This is a genomic window from Pseudoalteromonas sp. PS1M3, assembly GCF_016865405.1.
GTDB classification, from domain to species: Bacteria; Pseudomonadota; Gammaproteobacteria; order Enterobacterales; family Alteromonadaceae; genus Pseudoalteromonas; species Pseudoalteromonas marina.
The window spans coordinates 2,772,231-2,789,338 of sequence record NZ_AP022624.1 but is presented as its reverse complement, the minus strand read 5'-3'; the positions used below and the strand labels follow the sequence as shown (position 1 = coordinate 2,789,338).

Below are 17,108 nucleotides of genomic sequence, written 5' to 3'. Positions count from 1 at the left end.
TTTATTATGCTAGAGGCCTTATTTTAAGTATTGGTCACTTATGGTTTCTATAAATTTAAAATGCACTTTATTTGCTCCGCCTGAGAAGGTGGCGGCTGTATTGCTGGAACATGCCTATTTAGGGCGTTTTTTTAATGCTCAATTTTCACAATTAAAACCCCACAATAAAGGTGAAATGAAAGGTGGGGCAGGTGCCATAAGGCAAGTTAAAACGCCGCTTGTTGCTTTTAATGAACAAATTATACACGCCAGCAGTAATCATATTTGTTACCGCATAATGGGTGATAAGCCGGTGGAGAATCATCAAGGAGACATATATTTAACTCCCATTGAGTATGAAGGTAATACAGCTACAGCGCTTAGGTATTGTATCGCCTTTAGGCCACCATGGTGGATGCCGGATAGCTTAATAAAGTTACTTGTTAAACATGATATATCGCAAGCACTTAAAAGATTACAGCATTATTTTAAGAGGGCACAATATGACCATTGAAGTAATTTTACTTGCACTTAGTCCCATTTTTTTAGTATTTGTTAGTGTTGAATTTATTAAATACAGGCGTTTTTACGATATAAAAGACAGCATGGCGAATACGGCCTTGGCGTTATTGCACCAAGGTGCTGATGCGGTTTCTTTAATATTACTGATGCCATTATTTAATTGGTTATATGAATACCGCGTGTTCGATATAGAGCTCTCGGTATTTACTGTTTTGTTTGCCTTTATATTTCAAGACTTTTTGTATTATTGGTTTCATAGGGCGTCGCATAACATTCATTGGTTATGGGCTGCACATGTTGTGCATCATAGCTCTACAAAAATGAATTTTACAACGGCATTTAGGCAAAGCTTAATGTATCCCTTAGCAGGTATGTGGGTATTTTGGTTACCTATGATTTTAGTCGGCTTTGATCCTATAACGGTACTTACAGTTGTTGCGTTAAACTTGGCATATCAGTTTTTTGTGCATACACAAATAGTTAAAAAACTTGGGTGGTTTGAAAGCGTATTCAATACGCCGTCGCATCATCGTGTTCATCACGCTATAAACCGAGAATACTTGGATAAAAATTTTGCAGGCGTACTTATAATCTGGGATAAGTTGTTTGGTACATTTGTTGAAGAAGACTCTAATAAGCCATGTAAGTATGGCATTGTGGGGCAGTTAAATAGTAATAATCCAGTCACAATTACATTTCATCAATGGTGGCATTTAATTAAACAAACTTATACAGCAAAAGGGTTTAAAGCTAAGCTAAGTATTTTATTTGGCTACCCAACTAGTTCGCAGAAAAACAATGATAATGACGTGAGTTATAAAAGTTAAGAGTGGTTATCCACTCTTAACTTTGTTGTCTCAGGAAAGAAACTATTGTGCAGTAGTAATGACTGTATCAATCAAGTGAACCACGCCATTGCTAGTGTATATGTCGGTAGTTGTTACGTTACTACCTGCAACTTGCAATGAAGTTGCAGGTAAGCTTACTTGCCACCAAACATTGCCTACACCTTGGCCATTTTCATCGCCAGGAGCAGTATCGCCTGAGTAGGTGTATAATGGACGACCTAGATATGCAACCTGCATAGTGCTATCTGCACGAGCAATAAGTGATAAACCCGGTATGTTTTCAATAGAGTCCGCTGTGCCCAGCACTGGTGGCCACGTTGTAGCACATGTATCTTCACATACGCTCATTGACTCACCTAAGTCGTTGTCAAAAACGTAAAGCGTTTTACCCGCAGTGCTATCAGCCATGCCTGTTACTAAGCGTGCGTTGTCTGCATCGTATGCAACACTGTCTGTTGCAGCATTGGTGGTACTAGTAAAGTCGACAATGTTTACACTTATCATGTTTTCAGCAAGCGTAGTGACCATTTTACCGTTTGTTGCAAACGCATCTGTACTACCTACTTGAGCACCTAAAACGTGCTGCGTTAATACGCCGGTTAATGCATCTGTATCAGCGAGTAGCGCGTTTAAGGTATCCGTTGGGATTTTATTAAATGCGGCGTTTGTTGGAGCAAATACGGTGAACGATTTTGTCGTATCATTAAACGTATCAACTAAGTTAGCAGCTTGTAAGGCTGTCACTAATGTTGAAAGTGCGTCTGTTTCTGTTGCAACAGTAGCAATTGTTTTGGTAGGTGTGCCTACTTCGGCTGGTGGCATAATAACCTTATTGAGTACATGAATTACACCATTATCGGCTGTTACATTTGCCGTAGTGACGGCAGAGTCGTTGATAAACAGTGCGCTGTCTACGTATGATAGGGCGGCCATATCGCCATTTGCCATTTCCACTTTATTATTTTCGCTATTTGCAATGGTGACTGCTGCGTCAGATAAAACGCTTGCATCAGCAACTACATGGTAAAGTAAAATATCACGAAGTGTATCAGTGTCTGCAAGTAGTGCATCAATAGTGTCTTGGCCAAGCGCTGCAAAAGCGTCATCGGTAGGAGCAAATACTGTAAATGTATTGGTAGGATCAGCAACTAAAGTGTCTAACCCTGTAGCACCTAGTGCGGCAATCAGTGTTGTAAAGTTACCATTATCGCTGGCAACATCAGCAATTGTACCAAAGCTTTCTGGCAGTGTTACATCAGCCACAATAACTGAATCGATTACATGAATCACCCCGTTAGTTGTAGCAATGTCTTTAACCACAATATTGGCACCGCCAAACATTAGCATGTCTGTTTCGGCATTAATTGTAATTGGAAGAGCGTTGCCTAGCAGCGTTTCTGCAGATTGACCATTTAATGACATAGCAGTTACCGAATCAACCGCGCCAGTCAAAACATGTTGCTTTAAAATGTCGCCAAGTACATCTGGGTTTGCTAAAAGCGTATTGATCATTTTGCTACCAACGGCTTCAAAGGCCGCGTCGGTGGGTGCAAAAACAGTGAACTGTGCTGATTCGTCGCTTAATGCTGCTGTTAAACCCGCAGCGTCTAATGCAGCAAGTAACGTGGTGAATCCACCTGCCTGTTGTGCTGTTTCGACGATATTGGTAGTTGGTGCTGCTTCAGCAGTGGCGATAGGCATAAGTACTGCATCAATTACATGAATGATGCCATTGTCAGTTGCAATGTCAGTCATGGTTACTGTGCTTGTGTTTATTAACAAGCTATCGCCATTTAACGATAAAGCGACTTTGCCGCCGTTTACAGTGTCAACCGTTGTACCAGCAAGACCAATTGCTGCTTCAGCGTTAACGCTACCTGAAACTACGTGATAAGTAAGTATTGAACTAAGTGTATCTGTATCTGCTAGCAATCCGTTTATTGTGTCTTCGCCAAGTAGCGAAAAGGCATCATCGGTAGGAGCGAAAACAGTAAATTCTTGGCTAGTGTCGGCAAGAGTATCGTCTAAACCTGTTGCCTCTAATGCTGCAACTAAAGTGGTAAAGTTACCCGCGTCTCTTGCTACATCAACAATGGTTGAAGATGATTCGGGCTCAACTTGTACAGGGGTGTTATCGTCATCATCGTCATTACACCCTTGTGCTAGCAACAAGGGAAATGTAATGAGGCATACCTTCAGTAATTTGTTCATGACCTGATCCTTCTGTGTGAGATGTAATTAACAATCTCGTAACGTTACGGGCGTTTTTTTACAATGGATCAGGTTTTTTTGGGTGTTTTTTGAACGTTTGCATCTGTGGAGTTTGTTAGGGATTAAACTATTTATCGCTTTTTACTACGTGGCGCCCCAAATAAAATAAATATATGACAAGCACATACAGATAAAAAAGCACTAATACCCAGTGCTCCGCCATAATTATTAATTTTAGGAACTAAATATTCAAAGAAGATCGCAAAAATCATTGCTGCACTGGTTATTGTATACACACCAAAACGCTTTGGCGCACTCATACCAATAAACGTACCACCAAAAAAAATGGCACTATAAAGCTCGGGTTGTAAGTTAAAATAATAAAAAAAATAGTAAGCAATTATAGATAAGCTGGAAGAGGCGCTAACAGGGCTAAAAGGCTTATGTTTGGCAAATAAAAATGTTAGTAAAGCGCCGCAAAATGCAATGGCAGGGTATTCTATTGCCATAAAAAAGAACCTTTAGCTAGAGCAAATACAGCAACGCTTACAAATGCAATACTTCCTAATTTCCCCCCAAAGCCAGAAAATAAATTTAAAGTAAGTACATACAAAAATGCGCCTATAAGTGAAATAAACCCCAGTTCCCAGTAGCTGCTAATTAAACTCGATGAGCACATGCCTGCAAAACTCCCTGCATAGATAGCAGCGCTCGGGTGGTTTTTAAATAACTGAGAAAAAGGAATAAATGAGCCCGCAAGCCCTACTGAGGATGCAGCAATAACTGCAGGTATATTAAATACAGAGTGCAATACAAAGCACAGTAAGCAGCCAATAAAAAAAGCGATGAATTTTACGAGGAAGAATTTAAGCATAGGGCAATTAGTTTAAAGTAACTCGGGAATGTTTAAAAGCAGTGCTTACTATTGCGAGTGAATAGTTAAAAAAATCAAATAAAGCTACCGTAAGGTTTAAATATGCTCAAAAAAAGTGTTTTGTGTAATGTAAATTACAATTTATGTATAATATAGAAAACTTATTAAAGATTAAGAAATAACCAAAGGTAATTTATGTCTAATTGTTTGCATTTGGCAATTCCGGCCGGCGACTTAGAAGTAGCTAAAACATTTTATTGTGACGTACTCGGTTGTAAAACCGGTAATAGTGAAGAGGGTCGTTGGGTCGACATCGACTTTTGGGGTAACGAACTTACATTACACCAAAGCGTTGAACGATTACCTACTGTTCGCCATGATGTAGATATGGGGGCGGTGGCGGTTCCTCATTTTGGCATTCACTTATCTGAAGATGAATTTAACAATTTAAAAAAACGTATAGAAGATGCTGGCTTAGAATACCTAGATAAGCCATATCGTCGATTCATTGGCGATGAATTTGAGCAAGAAACATTTTTTATCGAAGATACTAATGGCAATGTGCTCGAAATGAAAACCATGGTTAACCCCGAGGTTTTATTTAAAAAAGTATAACTTTTATAAAAGCCACTTTTAGTGGTTTTTTTATGTGAAAAATTTGACGATTTTATAAATCGACTAACGTAAGCGGTGTTGCTTTTCTTTTTAGCTTTTCATGGTACATAGCAGCATCGCCAGCTTTTAAAAGGTCATCAATATTTCTAGGTGGGTCACTAAATACAGCACTACCAACACTCGCTTTTATGGCTAATTGTTCAGTATTATGATCAATAAAGAGTTTGGCTAATTCAGTTTTTAAAAAATGAACTTTTGGACTTACCTGAGCCTTAGTATAAAAGTGCGCTAGCACTACAAATTCATCACCTCCTAAACGCCCTATGGCATCGTTACTGCGCACAATAGCTTTTAAGTGGTGAGCAACTTTACACAGTGCTTGGTCTCCAACGGCGTGACCGTGATTGTCATTTATTTGTTTAAAGTCATCTAAATCTATATAAATTAAACAGAGCACACCGCCACTTTTTATATGATGCTCTATTAAATCTGCCGATTTTTTACACCACCCCCTACGGTTTAAAATACCGCAAAGGTGATCATAATCGGCTTCGGTTTCGGCGCGTTTTTTTGCAATCCTCATCCGACTAATACGCCTTGAAACCGCCACAGCGAGTAAAAACGACTCTACAGCAAAAGCTATAATTAACCCGTAGCGACGCATAAATGGACTTTCGTCTATTAATAATATTCTAAAAACCATACTGACAAATACAAAGCTTAGAGCAATAAACACCAGTGTTGCTTCACGAATGCCTTTGCGTGCTTGCAAAGCAGAAAGCACAAAAAAAACACCCTACAATACAAAGCGTTACATAGCCTGTAGCTTTACTTAAAAGAGCCCATACTTGAGGGGTTTTAAACAGTATTTGTAAAACGCTAAATAACATGACAACTGCAGCAAAACACTTTAAGGCAGTATCTACTTTTGGCCAGCTTGTTTTGATTTGTAAAAGAGCGCAAATAAACCATGTCGCGCTTAGAACACATAGGCCAATAAATAAAAGGTATATGTTAAATAAACTGCTACTGTGCTGCGAGGTTAAAAATAAATACAGCTGCCCTTCTTGCATAAGAATAAAGCCACCAATACAAAAAATGTATAAGCTGTAGAGCTTAAATGTATCGTCGTTAAGGCGGCTCCCCATAATTAATACATACAATATAAGGGTGATACACAAGCCGTAAAACAGCCCTAAAATTAGGTTTTGTTGTTGGCTTTTTTGTATAAATACAGGCATTGCGTATTCCGGTGATGGTGAACACCGATTCCGGTTTTATCGTGAACACTTAAATTCCACGCATTGGGTTCATGACATTTTTAACCTAAGTGTTCACGATGGTCAATTTTAGATTGAATTTTTCTCATAGACTCCCCCTTTAATTTTATCCGATGAGCATTGTGCATTAGTCGATCTAAAATGGCATCGGCTAAGGTATTATCGCCGATGGATTGATGCCATTCTTCGGTGGGTAATTGACTGATGATGGCGGTTGATGAACTGCCGTGCCTATCATCCATGATCTCCATTAAGTCATTTCGTTGTGCCGCTTTAAGTGGCTCAAGCCCCCAATCATCTAAAACGAGTAAGTCGATCTTAGCGAGTGACTGTAACATTCGACTGTAAGTGCCATCTGCTTTGGCTTGTGTCAGCGCAAGCATCAACCTTGAGAGTCGGTAATATTTAACGCTGTAGCCTTTCATGCATCCTGTATGCGCAAGCGCACAAGTGATATAGGTTTTACCGCTACCGCAAGGGCCTGTGATCAGTAAGTTTTGTGATTTATTCAGCCAATCACATTGCAGTAGCGATGCCATCATCGATTGATTGAGACCTCGCGGGTGATGATAATCTATGTCTCTGGCGTTAGCGGCTAATTTAAGTTTTGCCGCTTTAAGTAAGCGTTGTTGTTTTCGGCTCTCTCGGTCTTGGGCTTCACTGTCTGCTAGCAGTTGTAGTCGCTCATCGAAGGACAACCCTTCATAAGTACTTGGTTGTTCCATTTGGCTCACTAAGGCGTTGGCCATACCACTGAGTTTGAGTTGACGAAGCTGAGTTATCGTTTGTTCTAACATAGAATTTCCTTACCTTAATGGAAGCTTTTAGGACCACGGATATTTTCATGGGATTGTGGCAATAACGTCGACGGCTCTTCTTGCGTTCGCGGCAATTTATCTTGGTTGCTACTGAGTATGTCTTTGATATGTTTTAACCGATATAAACTGTATTGATTGGCTATCGCACAGGCGTTATTGAGCCGATCGGCGGGATAGCTTCTTGATAGGTTGAGTAAGCCTAAGCACACACGATACGCTTGTTCTTCATGTTGTTTCTGTGCCAATTGTGCTTTCACCCAGAGCAAAACGTCATCTCCAATATCTTTCGCCCAATTCATTAAACGCCCTGGTGACCATTTATGATGCTTCTCATGCTTTACAGGCATGTGCTCGGATGTGGTGGTCATGCCCGGATGATATTTTCTCGGGTGACTGGTGATGCGTTTATGCTTGAAATAAGCCTCAATCAAGTTGTCTTTGGCATGAAGTTCAAGCTTTTCACCCACCAAGTGATGGGGTACCGAGTAAAGATGGTTATCATACTGAACGTGATAATCAATATTCACTTTGACGTGTTTAATATCCGTGAATTGATAAGCTAGTTTGGGCATAGGCGCGAGGGCGGGTTTGTCGATTGACTCGAACCATGATTGTCGTGTCCCACTCAGTTGCTTAAAGGGCTTATTATTGACCTCAAGCAGTAAGGCTTTGATGCAATGGTTTAGCTCAGCTAATGAGAAAAAGGTTTGGTGTCGTAACTTGGCGAGTATCCAGCGTTCAATGATTTGCACGCCCACTTCGGCCTTGGCTTTATCTTGTGGTTTTCTGGGACGAGCAGGCACAATCACGGTGCCATAATGCGCGGCCAATTGCTGATAACTCGGGTTAACATCAGGGTCGTAGCGACACGCTTTACTGACACCACTGCGTAAATTATCGGGGATAACCATGTCAGGTATACCGCCGATAAATTCAAATGCTCGCACGTGACTGCCGATCCAGTCGGGTAGACTTTGGCTCCAGGTTGCTTCACAAAATGTATAATTTGATGCGCCCATCACCGCCACGAATATCTGGGCGAACTTCACTTCACCCGTCGCATTACAAACAATGGGCATCGTTTGACCCGCATAATCGACAAAGAGTTTTTCTCCTGCTTTATGCACTTGTCGCATCGAACGTTTTTGCTTTTTAAGCCAGGTCATATAGCGATCGCAGAACTGAGAATAGCTGTAACAACGATTCGGATATTGCTGAGTATATTCTTCCCAGAGTAAGTTCTTGGTGACGCCTTTGCCCGTTAATTCTTTTCGAATGGCTGGCCAATCTGGCACTTCAAATCGCTGGGATGGCCGAGTGTCGGCGCGAGGATAGAACTGACTAGCAAGCACAGAATCATCAAGCTCGTCGGGCAGTGGCCAACTTAACGATAAAGCTCTGGCTTTAGTGAGTAGTTTTTGAATACCACCGACACTGATCTTAGTGCTGGCACTTATTTTTCTGACACTGAGTTGGGCAGCAAAATGTAGCCTCAACACTTCTCGAATTTTACGCATTGTGATCCTCTTAGTCGCCATATCCCTTCCTCAGTAATACAAAAAGGAAATAGCTTAACAAAGTAATTAATAATCAATGCGTTGAAATTGTACTGGTTTGGTGTGAACACCGATTCCGGAAAATCAGTCAAAAGTGTTCACGATAAAACCGGAATGAGCGTTCACGCTAAAACCAGAACGGGTGTTCACGATGGGCCGGAATCACTGTTCACGATGCTCCGGAATATGCAGGCATTGGTTGCCACTTAAATACCGGGCGAAACTCGACTGGAGAATACAAAGTTAATAGGGCGGTTGTTGCACCTGAGTCGATAAAATAAGCTGGTTTGTTGTATCTAATTGGGTTGTGTATTTCATCGTTTTGACGCCACTCAAAGCGCTCAAGGGTAGAGCGGTTAAAGCTAAGAACACCAGCTTGCTGTAACTGGCAATTTACAGCGTATTGAACTCTGCCAGATTGAATTTTTAGTCTTAAAGGCGTTTGTTTATTTAATGTGTTTACTGAAGTGATTTGTGGACTAATTTGGTTAATTTCACAATGTTGATTTGCAAATGCAGACTTATTAAATAAAAGATTAGAAAAAACAAAAATAAGACCTAACAGCAAATACCTTTTTAGTTGCGTTTTAAGAGTGTTAGGTAGAAAAAGTGCATTAAACTTTTTGTAAGCCATAGGCGCAAGATAAAAATACTACATAATTTTATATTAGCAGAGCCCACTCATTTAGCTATTTAATTGAGGTACGACCTCGCTTGGCGTTTTATTAAAGTGGCGCTTAAACTCACGGCTAAACTGCGAGGGGCTGGTGTAACCTACCTTTAATGCGGCCTCATTTGCTTTACTACCGTTGTTTGTAATGAGTTCTTTTGCTTTTGCTAAACGTACCTTTTTTAAGTATTGCAATGGCGATTCAAAGGTCACTTGTTTAAAGGCACGATGAAACGACGACACACTCATATTTACCTCTTCAGCCAAGCCTTCAACCGTAATTTGATCTGCATAGCTTTTATGCATAGTAGAAAGCGTTCGTGCTATTCGGGCGTAGTGCCCATCGTGCATAGCAAGGCCAATTAAGGTATGACCCTGAGGGCCACAAAGTACACGGTATACCAGCTCTTTTATTATGTCTTGCCCAAAAATTTCGGCCTCTAAAGGGTTATTAAGTGCGCTTAATAAACGATGAGTTACTTGCTCCATAGCACCATCTATTTTTGCTGATTGTACACCGCTCATTTGCCCAGAAGTAAACGGGGTATATTCGCCCATTTGGTTTACTAACTTATGCAATGTTACTGGGTTTATATCTATTACTACGCCCATTACCGGTAGGCCATTATCAGTAAAGGCTTCGCACTCAAGGGGGACGGGGACACCCAAAACAAGGTAGTCGCCTGCACCATATTTTATTTGATGATCAGGAAAATGAATAATTTTATGCCCTTGACCAACTAAAATAATACCAGAGTTATAAATGAGTGGCTGACGAGGTGAGCTTTTACTCGCACGATGAAAATAAACACCGGGAATAATCGTTTTCGTTACGCCTTCAAAGTTGAGCAAATCATTTTGTTCGGCGTATTGCTGCAACATACTGGCTATAGTGGGCATTAAAAAACCTTGTGTCGTACAAATTTTGCGTAAAATAACAACATTGGCAGTATTAGGCAAGCTTTAGGCATTTATTAGGCTTTTTTAATGTTTGTTTTGCCACTAATATGCACTCATTGAAATTTAGTTTAGTGAGTAACTAAGTACTCTACTTAGTATTTAACCGTCACCTAGGAGCAAAATAATGAAATTTAGCTACGTAAATCCAACACTTATTCAGTTCGGCCAACAGCAAATTGCATCACTAACTGATTTGATCGCAAAAGATCAAAAAGTATTAGTCGTTTACGGCGGTGGTTCTATTAAAAAAAATGGCGTGTACGACCAAGTTGTTGCCGCACTTGAAGGTTTTGATTGGGTCGAGTTTTCGGGCGTTGGTGCAAATCCAACTGTTGAGGTACTAGATCAAGCCGTAAACATTTGTAAAGAACAAGATATCGACTTTGTATTAGGTGTAGGCGGCGGCTCTGTAATTGATGGCGTTAAATATGTTGCAGCGGCCGCATTATACGACGGTGAAGGCTGGGATATATTAACGGGTAAATACAAAATCACAAAAGCTCTACCTCTGGGGGCTGTACTTACGTTACCTGCAACGGGCTCTGAATCAAATCAGAACTCGGTTGTTAGTAAAGAAGCGACACAACAAAAACTACCGTTTGCATCACCTGAAGTACTGCCTAAATTTGCGATTATGGACCCAGATGTAATGAAAACATTACCGCAGCGCCAACTTGTAAACGGGTTAGTTGATGCGTGGGTACATACCTGTGAACAATACTTAACTTTCCCACAAAATGCGTTAGTACAAGAAGGTTATGCAGAGGCACTTTTAAGAACGCTTAAAACGCTGGGCGATAACTTTGAAAACCAAGACGATGCATGGCGTGCAAACTTAATGTGGGCTGCAAACCAAGCACTTAATGGTTTAATTGGTTCAGGCGTTTCACAAGATTGGGCAACACACATGATTGGGCACGAGCTTACAGCCGCTTACGGTGTTGACCATGCACGTTCACTTGCTATTGTTCAGCCTTCTTTGCTACGTAACCAGTTTGACGTTAAGAAAGCGAAGCTAGAGCAAATGGGTAAAAACGTATTTGGCCTAGCGCAATCTGATGATTTAGCAGAGCAAACAATTCAAGCAATTGAGGCGTTTTACCACAGCTTAGATGTAGCCACTGTGCTTACTGAACATGGCGATGACAAAGCCGCCGCTATTGACAATATTATTGGTAAACTTGAAGCGCATGGCATGCTAGCACTTGGTGAAAACCAAGCAATTACGCTAAAAGAAAGCCGCGAAATTTTAGAGCAAGCAGTTGCTTAAGCACTTATAAGTATTATAAAACTAAAAGCCGCTAACTTTTATGTTAGCGGCTTTTTTTATACTAAAAATCTTTAGTCTTTAGCAGAAAAGGTAAGTGAATAACTGTACTGTTTTTGCTCTAGTAAATACTCTTTATGGGTACTTGGGCTCCACGAGTCATCGCCGCCAACCCCCATATGTTGATGGTCAATATGTACATGTAAGCAATCATCAGCTACTAGCTCATTGGTGTGCTTTGCTTGTGTAAGCATGCTTTGAGAGTATTCACTGGCGGCAAATAAAAATGTACCGGTTACGGTTAAATTATTAACGCTAAGTAATTGGCAATCACTACGCACGCCGTTATCGGTTGGAAATATATACGGTGTATGCAGCTCATTAAGTTGCGCGCTGTAATAACCTAAACGCGCAGCCGCTTTGCGATCTGGGTAGTTTTCAAATGGGCCTAAACCAAGCCAATTTATTTGTGTATCGCTTTGTTTATTAAGCGTTGTACTTAACCCTATGCGTGGCATAGGTGGCAAAGTATCGTTTAGTTGTACATCAACATTTAAGCTAATTTCACCGGTATTATTAAGTGTATAAAGCCAAGTTGTTTTTGCTTGTACTGCGCCATTAAATTCATAACTAAATACACATTTAATACGTATATCTACTTTTGATTGCACTACTTCAAACGAGCGACATGTACGCTGCCACTGCCCAATACCCGCTCTTAACCAGCGTGCTTCCCATGCATTAGGGTCTAGGTTGTCTACTTCGCTTACGCCTATGTCGTTATCAAGCGGGGCGCGGTAAAAATTATCAAGCAATGGGCTTTTAATAACTTGGGTTTGATTGTGTAGCCATTGCTCAATAAGGCCTGATTGGCTATTAAACACAAGTTTAAAGGTGCCGCCTTCAATACTAAGCTGTGTGTCGGTTTCACTAATATTTACAGTGCCATGTGCTGAGGCGTTTGCTAAAGCAGGTGAAAATGCATCAGCGCTTAAACTTTGGCAATTTATAAGCTTAAATTGCTCGGTGTTTAATACATGCTCGGCAGTTGCAAAGCTTGAGTCGTTAATTAGTGCTACATCTAAATTAAGGTGATATTGCGCACCTGCTTTAAACACCGTTTTTGTATTAATAGTTAGCGTTTGCGTGCTTTGCGGAGCAATATTAATAACTTGCTCGCCTTGCTCTACACATTGGCCATTTTCTATTAACTGCCAAACCAGTTTTTCGTTATCGGTTGCCCTAAATACATAATCGCTAAATACATCAACGGTGTATTGGTTTTTAGTTTGCTCACGCAGTGTAAATTGTAAATGTTGCTGGCTGTATTTAGCTTCAAACAGGCTTGGATGCGGTGTGCGATCTGGAAATAATAAGCCGTTTATACAAAATTGGCGGTCGTTTAGTTCATCATCAAAATCGCCACCGTAAGCCCAGTAGTGCTTACCGTTTTCATCAGTTTTAGATAAACCTTGGTCTACCCAATCCCAAATAAAGCCGCCTTGCAGGCGAGGGTATTCTCTAAATGCTTGCCAGTAATCATCAAAGCTACCTAGGCTGTTACCCATTGCATGGGCGTATTCACATAAAATAAGTGGACGCGTTTCGCCTGGTAGGCTTAACCATTTTTTAATAGAATATTTAGGTACAGCATCGTCTTTCAAGTCGCTATCGACACGGGCATACATTGGGCAAATAATGTCGGTAGCGGTAGTATTTGCGCCGCCACCTTCGTATTGCACTGGGCGCGATGGATCAAAGCTTTTTGACCAACCGTACATCGCATCGTGGTTGGCACCGTGCCCGCATTCGTTACCCAATGACCAAATAATAATAGAGGCGTGGTTTTTATCGCGCTCAACCATTTGCGTATAGCGCGACATAAATGCGCCAGCCCACTGCGGATCGCTTGCAAGCCTACCCATTGGGAACATGCCGTGAGTTTCTATATTGGCTTCGTCTACTACGTATAAACCTAGCTCGTCACACAGCTCGTAAAAACGAGGGTGGTTAGGGTAGTGAGCGGTACGTACTGCATTAAAGTTATTTTGCTTCATTAGCTTAATATCTTCAATCATGTCGGCGGTGCTTACTGTGTGGCCATTTTCAGGGTGGTGTTCGTGGCGGTTAACACCGCGAATAAGCAGCGGTTTGCCGTTTAAGCAAAGCTGCCCGTTGAGCATTTCTACTTTTCTAAAGCCAATGTTGTAGGCTTCTACGTCTACTGAAATGCCTTGCTCATCTAGCAGGCTTACAACACAGCGGTATAAGGTTGGGGTTTCGGCGGTCCATTTTTTAGGGCTTTGTATATCAATTGTTTGAAAAACAACATCGCTCCAGCCGCCTTTTTCATCAACGCGTTTATTGTTAGTGCTTTGTATTTGTGGCTCACACAGTGCCTGTTCACCATCAAAAACCTGTACTGCTACTTGGTAGTTATTTGGCGCATCTATTGCGGTTTTTATATGCAAAGTGGCATCGCGGTAGCAGGCGTCTAAATCTGGGGTTATAAATACATCGCGTATTTGGTGTTGCGGTTTAGTAAGTAAATTAACATCGCGGAATATACCGCTTAGCCACCACATGTCTTGATCTTCTAAGTAACTGCCATCGCTCCAGCGAATAACCATAACCGCAATGCGGTTGGTGCCAGCCACTAACAGCTCGCTTAAATCAAATTCGCTGGGTAAGCGGCTATCTTGCGAGTAGCCCACCCATTGTCCGTTACACCAAAGGTGAAACGCCGAGTTTACGCCTTCAAAAATAATATGGTTTCGCTGAGCTAATTGCTCCGCCGTAATAGTAAACTCTGTGCGGTAGCAACCTGTTGGGTTATCGCTTGGTACAAATGGCGGGTTTACGGCAAATGGGTATTTAACGTTGCAGTAAATAGGTTTATCAAAGCCATGTAGTTGCCAGTTAGAAGGCACAGGAATACTTTGCCAGTCGCTGGCGAGTGCCTCACTTAGTAATGACTCATCAACCGCTTCGGGTTTATCAAATAATTTAAAATCCCACAGGCCGTTTAAACTTTGTTTTTGTGATTGCGTGTTTGTACGGGCATGGTCAACGCTTTTAAAACCATTAAGTGGGCTGTGTGCTTTTACTTGATTAACTTGCATCGAAATAGGGTTTTCCCAATCGCGGCGGTTAATTATGTGCTGTAGTGAGTTCATTAGTGTCCTATTGCATGTGTGGCAATTATAGTGGCTTAAATATAGCTAAAATAATGTGTTGCGGTTATGCTTAAAGCTCTCTTTTATTTATCCAAAACTATCATTTTAAATTATGCGCAACACCATTTTAGATGTACTCGATATTGGCCCTACTTGTATAGAGCGGTTTATTGACGTAGCGGCTTTAGCACAAGCCTCAGATTTGGAACTTACGCTAGCTGGGTGCTCTAACTTATCTGGGCGATATTGTGTTGCGCGCTCATCGCCTTTGGAGCACACACTGTTTTATACGTTATCAGGTCAAGGAAAGTTGGTTACAGAACATAACCAATATACATTGACAGCGAATACGCTCATTGTGTTACCTGCCAAGCAAGGCTTTGAAGTTAAAATTGATGCTGCGCATTGGGATGTTATTTGGTTAAACCTTGCAAATACTAATCGTTGGAAACACTTAAACTTAGTTGAGGCGCTGGTACTTTATGATCAAAAATTACAGCCGCTGCACTTTGCAATGGAGTTTTTATACAGCGAAAGTAACGCTACTTTACGTGAAGGCGTTATGCCTATTTTAAGTCACTACTTAAACACTACGTTGCAAAGCGAGCCGCAAATAGGCGGGCACAACCGGTTAACTAGTTTGTTTTTAGAGGTAGAAGAGCGCCTGCAGTTTGATTGGACAATCGACGCCATGTGCGAACAAGTACATTACTCAGCACCGCATTTACATAGGTTATGCCAAGCGCAATTTGGTAAAAGTCCTATGCAGCAGCTGATTTATTTACGAATTAAACGGGCTAAAAACTTGTTACTAAATACTCGCTGGCCTGTTGCCCATATTGCCGCTTATGTGGGATACCCTAATATATTTAATTTTTCAAAACGGTTTAAAAAATCAGTGGGTGTATCACCTACTGATTTTAGAAATAAGTCGTTTTAAATATTTTAATTATATTGAAACAGGTTATCCCAGCGCTCATCCAAAATGGTTTTGGCATGATCTAAATTTATTGCGCTATACACATTGTTAGTGCAGGTTACTAAACGCATTCGAGTGAGCTTTTCAAGCGCATCGCTAATTTCAAAGTCGAGTTCGCATTTATACTTTGATTTAAACCATACCTCTATTTGCTCATCAAGCATTTGTGCGCTTAGGCCACTTTTTGATTTTAGTAAAAATGTATAGGCCAGCAGGGCTTCTTTTATGTCTTCTTCTTCGGCGGCGTCGATAAGAGTATGAAAAACACCGGCGTTGTTATCGAGGTTTTTAAAGTAAAGGTTATCGCTTAGGGCTTTCATAAATTTAATTTTACGGTTTTTAAATTTACTCCACTCTTTAAAAATAAAGCTGCCAAATACTCCCATGCCAATAGCAAAGGTAATAAAGTGTTGCTGGGTCATTTCTACGGCTTCACTTCTAAAGCCACCCCAAAAAGCAAACAAAGCAAATAATAATAAAATTGATGCGCCAAGCTTTGTAATTAAAACAACAGCACCGCCAATTAAAGCCGATGAGCCAATAATCACTTTATCAATAGGGCGCATGCGTACTTCGCTATTAGGAAATAGCATTTCAAGATCGGCTTTGGGTACATTTTGAAATAGCTTAACTATGGTCGAGCTTGGCTCAAACCCTAAAGGCGCTTTATTCTTAGCCTCAAAGTAGGCTTTATCTTTAAAACGAATAAACACCGCAACGCGGTCGTAATTGGTAAAGTGCAGCGGCTTTTTACGTAGGCCCCAAAAGCTGGTTATTGTTTCAGTAAGTTGTGATTCGCCACGGCGATAAAAAACAACTTCTTCAAAGTCGTCAAACTCTACCTCAAGACGTACTTTAAATAATGACTCCTCATTTAAAGCATCTTGTAAATCTTCGTTGGTAATGACTTCAAAATTAGCGGCATTTAAAACCTTAGCAAAGTCTTTGGCAAATGCGCGTTGGCACTGCGCTTTTTGATCGCTCGATACAGGCGCTAAAGAGCGTGTATCGCTATTAGGATCAAAGGGCGCATAGTTATTTTTTAGCGACTCAAGCGTTTCGTGATAATCATAATGAATAAGGCTAGCAAGTAGGTCACAAAACTGTTTAAACGAGGTTTTTTGTGTATTACTCTCAAGTTCATTGCTACACATTTCAATAATATCTTGCTTACGAAAGGGGATAAAACGCGCATTTTGCATAAATTTTTAACTGCTTTGGTAGGTATTTAACTGCATGGGCACATAATAAAATATTCTTATAAATATTGCTATTTTGTTAACGCTATTGCTAAGTGATTGTTTATTGCTTTTTAAAGCGTGTTTCAGGTTGTATTAACTTAACTATGTCAAT

At 40.7% G+C, this 17,108-nt stretch carries 16 protein-coding genes; 5 read left to right on the top strand and 11 right to left on the bottom strand.

Features of this window, described 5'->3' with window-relative positions; translation table 11 throughout:
* Positions 1–40 precede the first annotated feature (40 nt).
* Together PS1M3_RS12955 and PS1M3_RS12950 are read left to right on the top strand one after the other, a co-directional pair.
* Positions 41–493 carry an SRPBCC family protein gene (locus PS1M3_RS12955; protein ID WP_033025315.1) on the top strand — a complete coding sequence of 151 codons (453 nt, stop codon included), beginning with the start codon at positions 41–43 and terminating at the stop codon, positions 491–493.
* Positions 483–1,328: a sterol desaturase family protein gene (locus PS1M3_RS12950; RefSeq protein ID WP_008128886.1), complete on the top strand. Its 846-nt coding sequence runs from the start codon at positions 483–485 to the stop codon at positions 1,326–1,328. The genes PS1M3_RS12955 and PS1M3_RS12950 overlap by 11 nt, the downstream gene beginning before the upstream one ends.
* Positions 1,329–1,370: 42 nt before the next feature.
* Here PS1M3_RS12950 and PS1M3_RS12945 read toward each other — a convergent pair whose 3' ends face one another.
* From PS1M3_RS12945 to PS1M3_RS12935, 3 genes are all read right to left on the bottom strand, one after another.
* Positions 1,371–3,560: a fasciclin domain-containing protein gene (locus PS1M3_RS12945; RefSeq protein WP_008128887.1), complete on the bottom strand. Its 2,190-nt coding sequence runs from the start codon at positions 3,558–3,560 to the stop codon at positions 1,371–1,373.
* Positions 3,561–3,691: 131 nt separating this feature from the next.
* A complete protein-coding gene (locus PS1M3_RS12940) occupies positions 3,692–4,069 on the bottom strand; it encodes a hypothetical protein (RefSeq protein ID WP_008128889.1) in 378 nt (125 codons plus the stop codon).
* Positions 4,060–4,434: a hypothetical protein gene (locus tag PS1M3_RS12935; RefSeq protein WP_008128891.1), complete on the bottom strand. Its 375-nt coding sequence runs from the start codon at positions 4,432–4,434 to the stop codon at positions 4,060–4,062. Before PS1M3_RS12935 ends, PS1M3_RS12940 begins: the two co-directional genes overlap by 10 nt.
* A 195-nt stretch (positions 4,435–4,629) precedes the next feature.
* On the opposite strand from PS1M3_RS12935, the gene PS1M3_RS12930 reads away from it, so the two are divergent.
* The gene (locus tag PS1M3_RS12930) at positions 4,630–5,049 is read left to right on the top strand and encodes a VOC family protein (RefSeq protein ID WP_006791832.1); all 420 of its coding nucleotides are present in this window, start codon (positions 4,630–4,632) and stop codon (positions 5,047–5,049) included.
* Between the two features lie 52 nt (positions 5,050–5,101).
* Here the strand turns inward: PS1M3_RS12930 and PS1M3_RS20070 are convergent, their stop codons facing one another.
* The 6 genes from PS1M3_RS20070 to PS1M3_RS12905 all read right to left on the bottom strand — a co-directional run bounded on the left by PS1M3_RS20070 (position 5,102) and on the right by PS1M3_RS12905 (position 10,273).
* The gene (locus PS1M3_RS20070; protein WP_239104455.1) at positions 5,102–5,833 is read right to left on the bottom strand and encodes a GGDEF domain-containing protein; all 732 of its coding nucleotides are present in this window, start codon (positions 5,831–5,833) and stop codon (positions 5,102–5,104) included.
* Positions 5,796–6,290, bottom strand: coding sequence for a 7TM-DISM domain-containing protein (locus PS1M3_RS20065; RefSeq protein WP_239104454.1), 495 nt, complete (start codon positions 6,288–6,290; stop codon positions 5,796–5,798). Before PS1M3_RS20065 ends, PS1M3_RS20070 begins: the two co-directional genes overlap by 38 nt.
* An 80-nt stretch (positions 6,291–6,370) precedes the next feature.
* Entirely contained in the window at positions 6,371–7,126 is a 756-nt protein-coding gene (gene istB, locus PS1M3_RS12920) for an IS21-like element helper ATPase IstB (RefSeq protein ID WP_008108839.1), read from the bottom strand.
* Positions 7,127–7,140: 14 nt separating this feature from the next.
* The gene (gene istA, locus PS1M3_RS12915) at positions 7,141–8,685 is read right to left on the bottom strand and encodes an IS21 family transposase (protein ID WP_024600838.1); all 1,545 of its coding nucleotides are present in this window, start codon (positions 8,683–8,685) and stop codon (positions 7,141–7,143) included.
* 187 nt (positions 8,686–8,872) lie between these two features.
* The gene (locus PS1M3_RS12910; RefSeq protein WP_239104453.1) at positions 8,873–9,337 is read right to left on the bottom strand and encodes a hypothetical protein; all 465 of its coding nucleotides are present in this window, start codon (positions 9,335–9,337) and stop codon (positions 8,873–8,875) included.
* A 51-nt stretch (positions 9,338–9,388) separates the two neighbouring features.
* Positions 9,389–10,273 carry an AraC family transcriptional regulator gene (locus tag PS1M3_RS12905; RefSeq protein ID WP_008128897.1) on the bottom strand — a complete coding sequence of 295 codons (885 nt, stop codon included), beginning with the start codon at positions 10,271–10,273 and terminating at the stop codon, positions 9,389–9,391.
* Positions 10,274–10,457: 184 nt separating this feature from the next.
* Here PS1M3_RS12905 and PS1M3_RS12900 point away from each other — a divergent pair, with 184 nt between their 5' ends.
* Positions 10,458–11,603, top strand: a complete 1,146-nt coding sequence (locus tag PS1M3_RS12900; protein ID WP_008128900.1) for an iron-containing alcohol dehydrogenase — start codon at positions 10,458–10,460, stop codon at positions 11,601–11,603.
* A 71-nt stretch (positions 11,604–11,674) separates the two neighbouring features.
* Here PS1M3_RS12900 and PS1M3_RS12895 read toward each other — a convergent pair whose 3' ends face one another.
* Complete coding sequence (locus PS1M3_RS12895) at positions 11,675–14,776, bottom strand: beta-galactosidase (RefSeq protein ID WP_203984698.1); 3,102 nt, start codon at positions 14,774–14,776, stop codon at positions 11,675–11,677.
* A gap of 112 nt (positions 14,777–14,888) precedes the next feature.
* Between PS1M3_RS12895 and PS1M3_RS12890 the strand changes: the two genes are divergently transcribed.
* Positions 14,889–15,716 (top strand): AraC family transcriptional regulator, encoded by an 828-nt coding sequence (locus PS1M3_RS12890; RefSeq protein ID WP_008128904.1) that lies wholly within the window; start codon positions 14,889–14,891, stop codon positions 15,714–15,716.
* Between the two features lie 5 nt (positions 15,717–15,721).
* Here PS1M3_RS12890 and PS1M3_RS12885 read toward each other — a convergent pair whose 3' ends face one another.
* Entirely contained in the window at positions 15,722–16,957 is a 1,236-nt protein-coding gene (locus PS1M3_RS12885; protein ID WP_138740516.1) for a TMEM143 family protein, read from the bottom strand.
* Between the last annotated feature and the right edge of the window lie 151 nt (positions 16,958–17,108).

Excerpts from the sequence above, each read along its gene's own strand:
- istA (WP_024600838.1), bottom strand. The coding sequence starts at position 8,685 with ATGGCGACTAAGAGGATCACAATGCGTAAAATTCGAGAAGTGTTGAGG.
- PS1M3_RS12900 (WP_008128900.1), top strand. The coding sequence starts at position 10,458 with ATGAAATTTAGCTACGTAAATCCAACACTTATTCAGTTCGGCCAACAG.
- PS1M3_RS12930 (WP_006791832.1), top strand. The coding sequence starts at position 4,630 with ATGTCTAATTGTTTGCATTTGGCAATTCCGGCCGGCGACTTAGAAGTA.
- PS1M3_RS12945 (WP_008128887.1), bottom strand. The coding sequence starts at position 3,560 with ATGAACAAATTACTGAAGGTATGCCTCATTACATTTCCCTTGTTGCTA.
- PS1M3_RS12895 (WP_203984698.1), bottom strand. The coding sequence starts at position 14,776 with ATGAACTCACTACAGCACATAATTAACCGCCGCGATTGGGAAAACCCT.
- PS1M3_RS12885 (WP_138740516.1), bottom strand. The coding sequence starts at position 16,957 with ATGCAAAATGCGCGTTTTATCCCCTTTCGTAAGCAAGATATTATTGAA.
- PS1M3_RS12955 (WP_033025315.1), top strand. The coding sequence starts at position 41 with ATGGTTTCTATAAATTTAAAATGCACTTTATTTGCTCCGCCTGAGAAG.
- PS1M3_RS20065 (WP_239104454.1), bottom strand. The coding sequence starts at position 6,290 with ATGCCTGTATTTATACAAAAAAGCCAACAACAAAACCTAATTTTAGGG.
- PS1M3_RS12905 (WP_008128897.1), bottom strand. The coding sequence starts at position 10,273 with ATGCCCACTATAGCCAGTATGTTGCAGCAATACGCCGAACAAAATGAT.
- istB (WP_008108839.1), bottom strand. The coding sequence starts at position 7,126 with ATGTTAGAACAAACGATAACTCAGCTTCGTCAACTCAAACTCAGTGGT.
- PS1M3_RS12910 (WP_239104453.1), bottom strand. The coding sequence starts at position 9,337 with ATGGCTTACAAAAAGTTTAATGCACTTTTTCTACCTAACACTCTTAAA.
- PS1M3_RS12940 (WP_008128889.1), bottom strand. The coding sequence starts at position 4,069 with ATGGCAATAGAATACCCTGCCATTGCATTTTGCGGCGCTTTACTAACA.
- PS1M3_RS12890 (WP_008128904.1), top strand. The coding sequence starts at position 14,889 with ATGCGCAACACCATTTTAGATGTACTCGATATTGGCCCTACTTGTATA.
- PS1M3_RS12950 (WP_008128886.1), top strand. The coding sequence starts at position 483 with ATGACCATTGAAGTAATTTTACTTGCACTTAGTCCCATTTTTTTAGTA.
- PS1M3_RS12935 (WP_008128891.1), bottom strand. The coding sequence starts at position 4,434 with ATGCTTAAATTCTTCCTCGTAAAATTCATCGCTTTTTTTATTGGCTGC.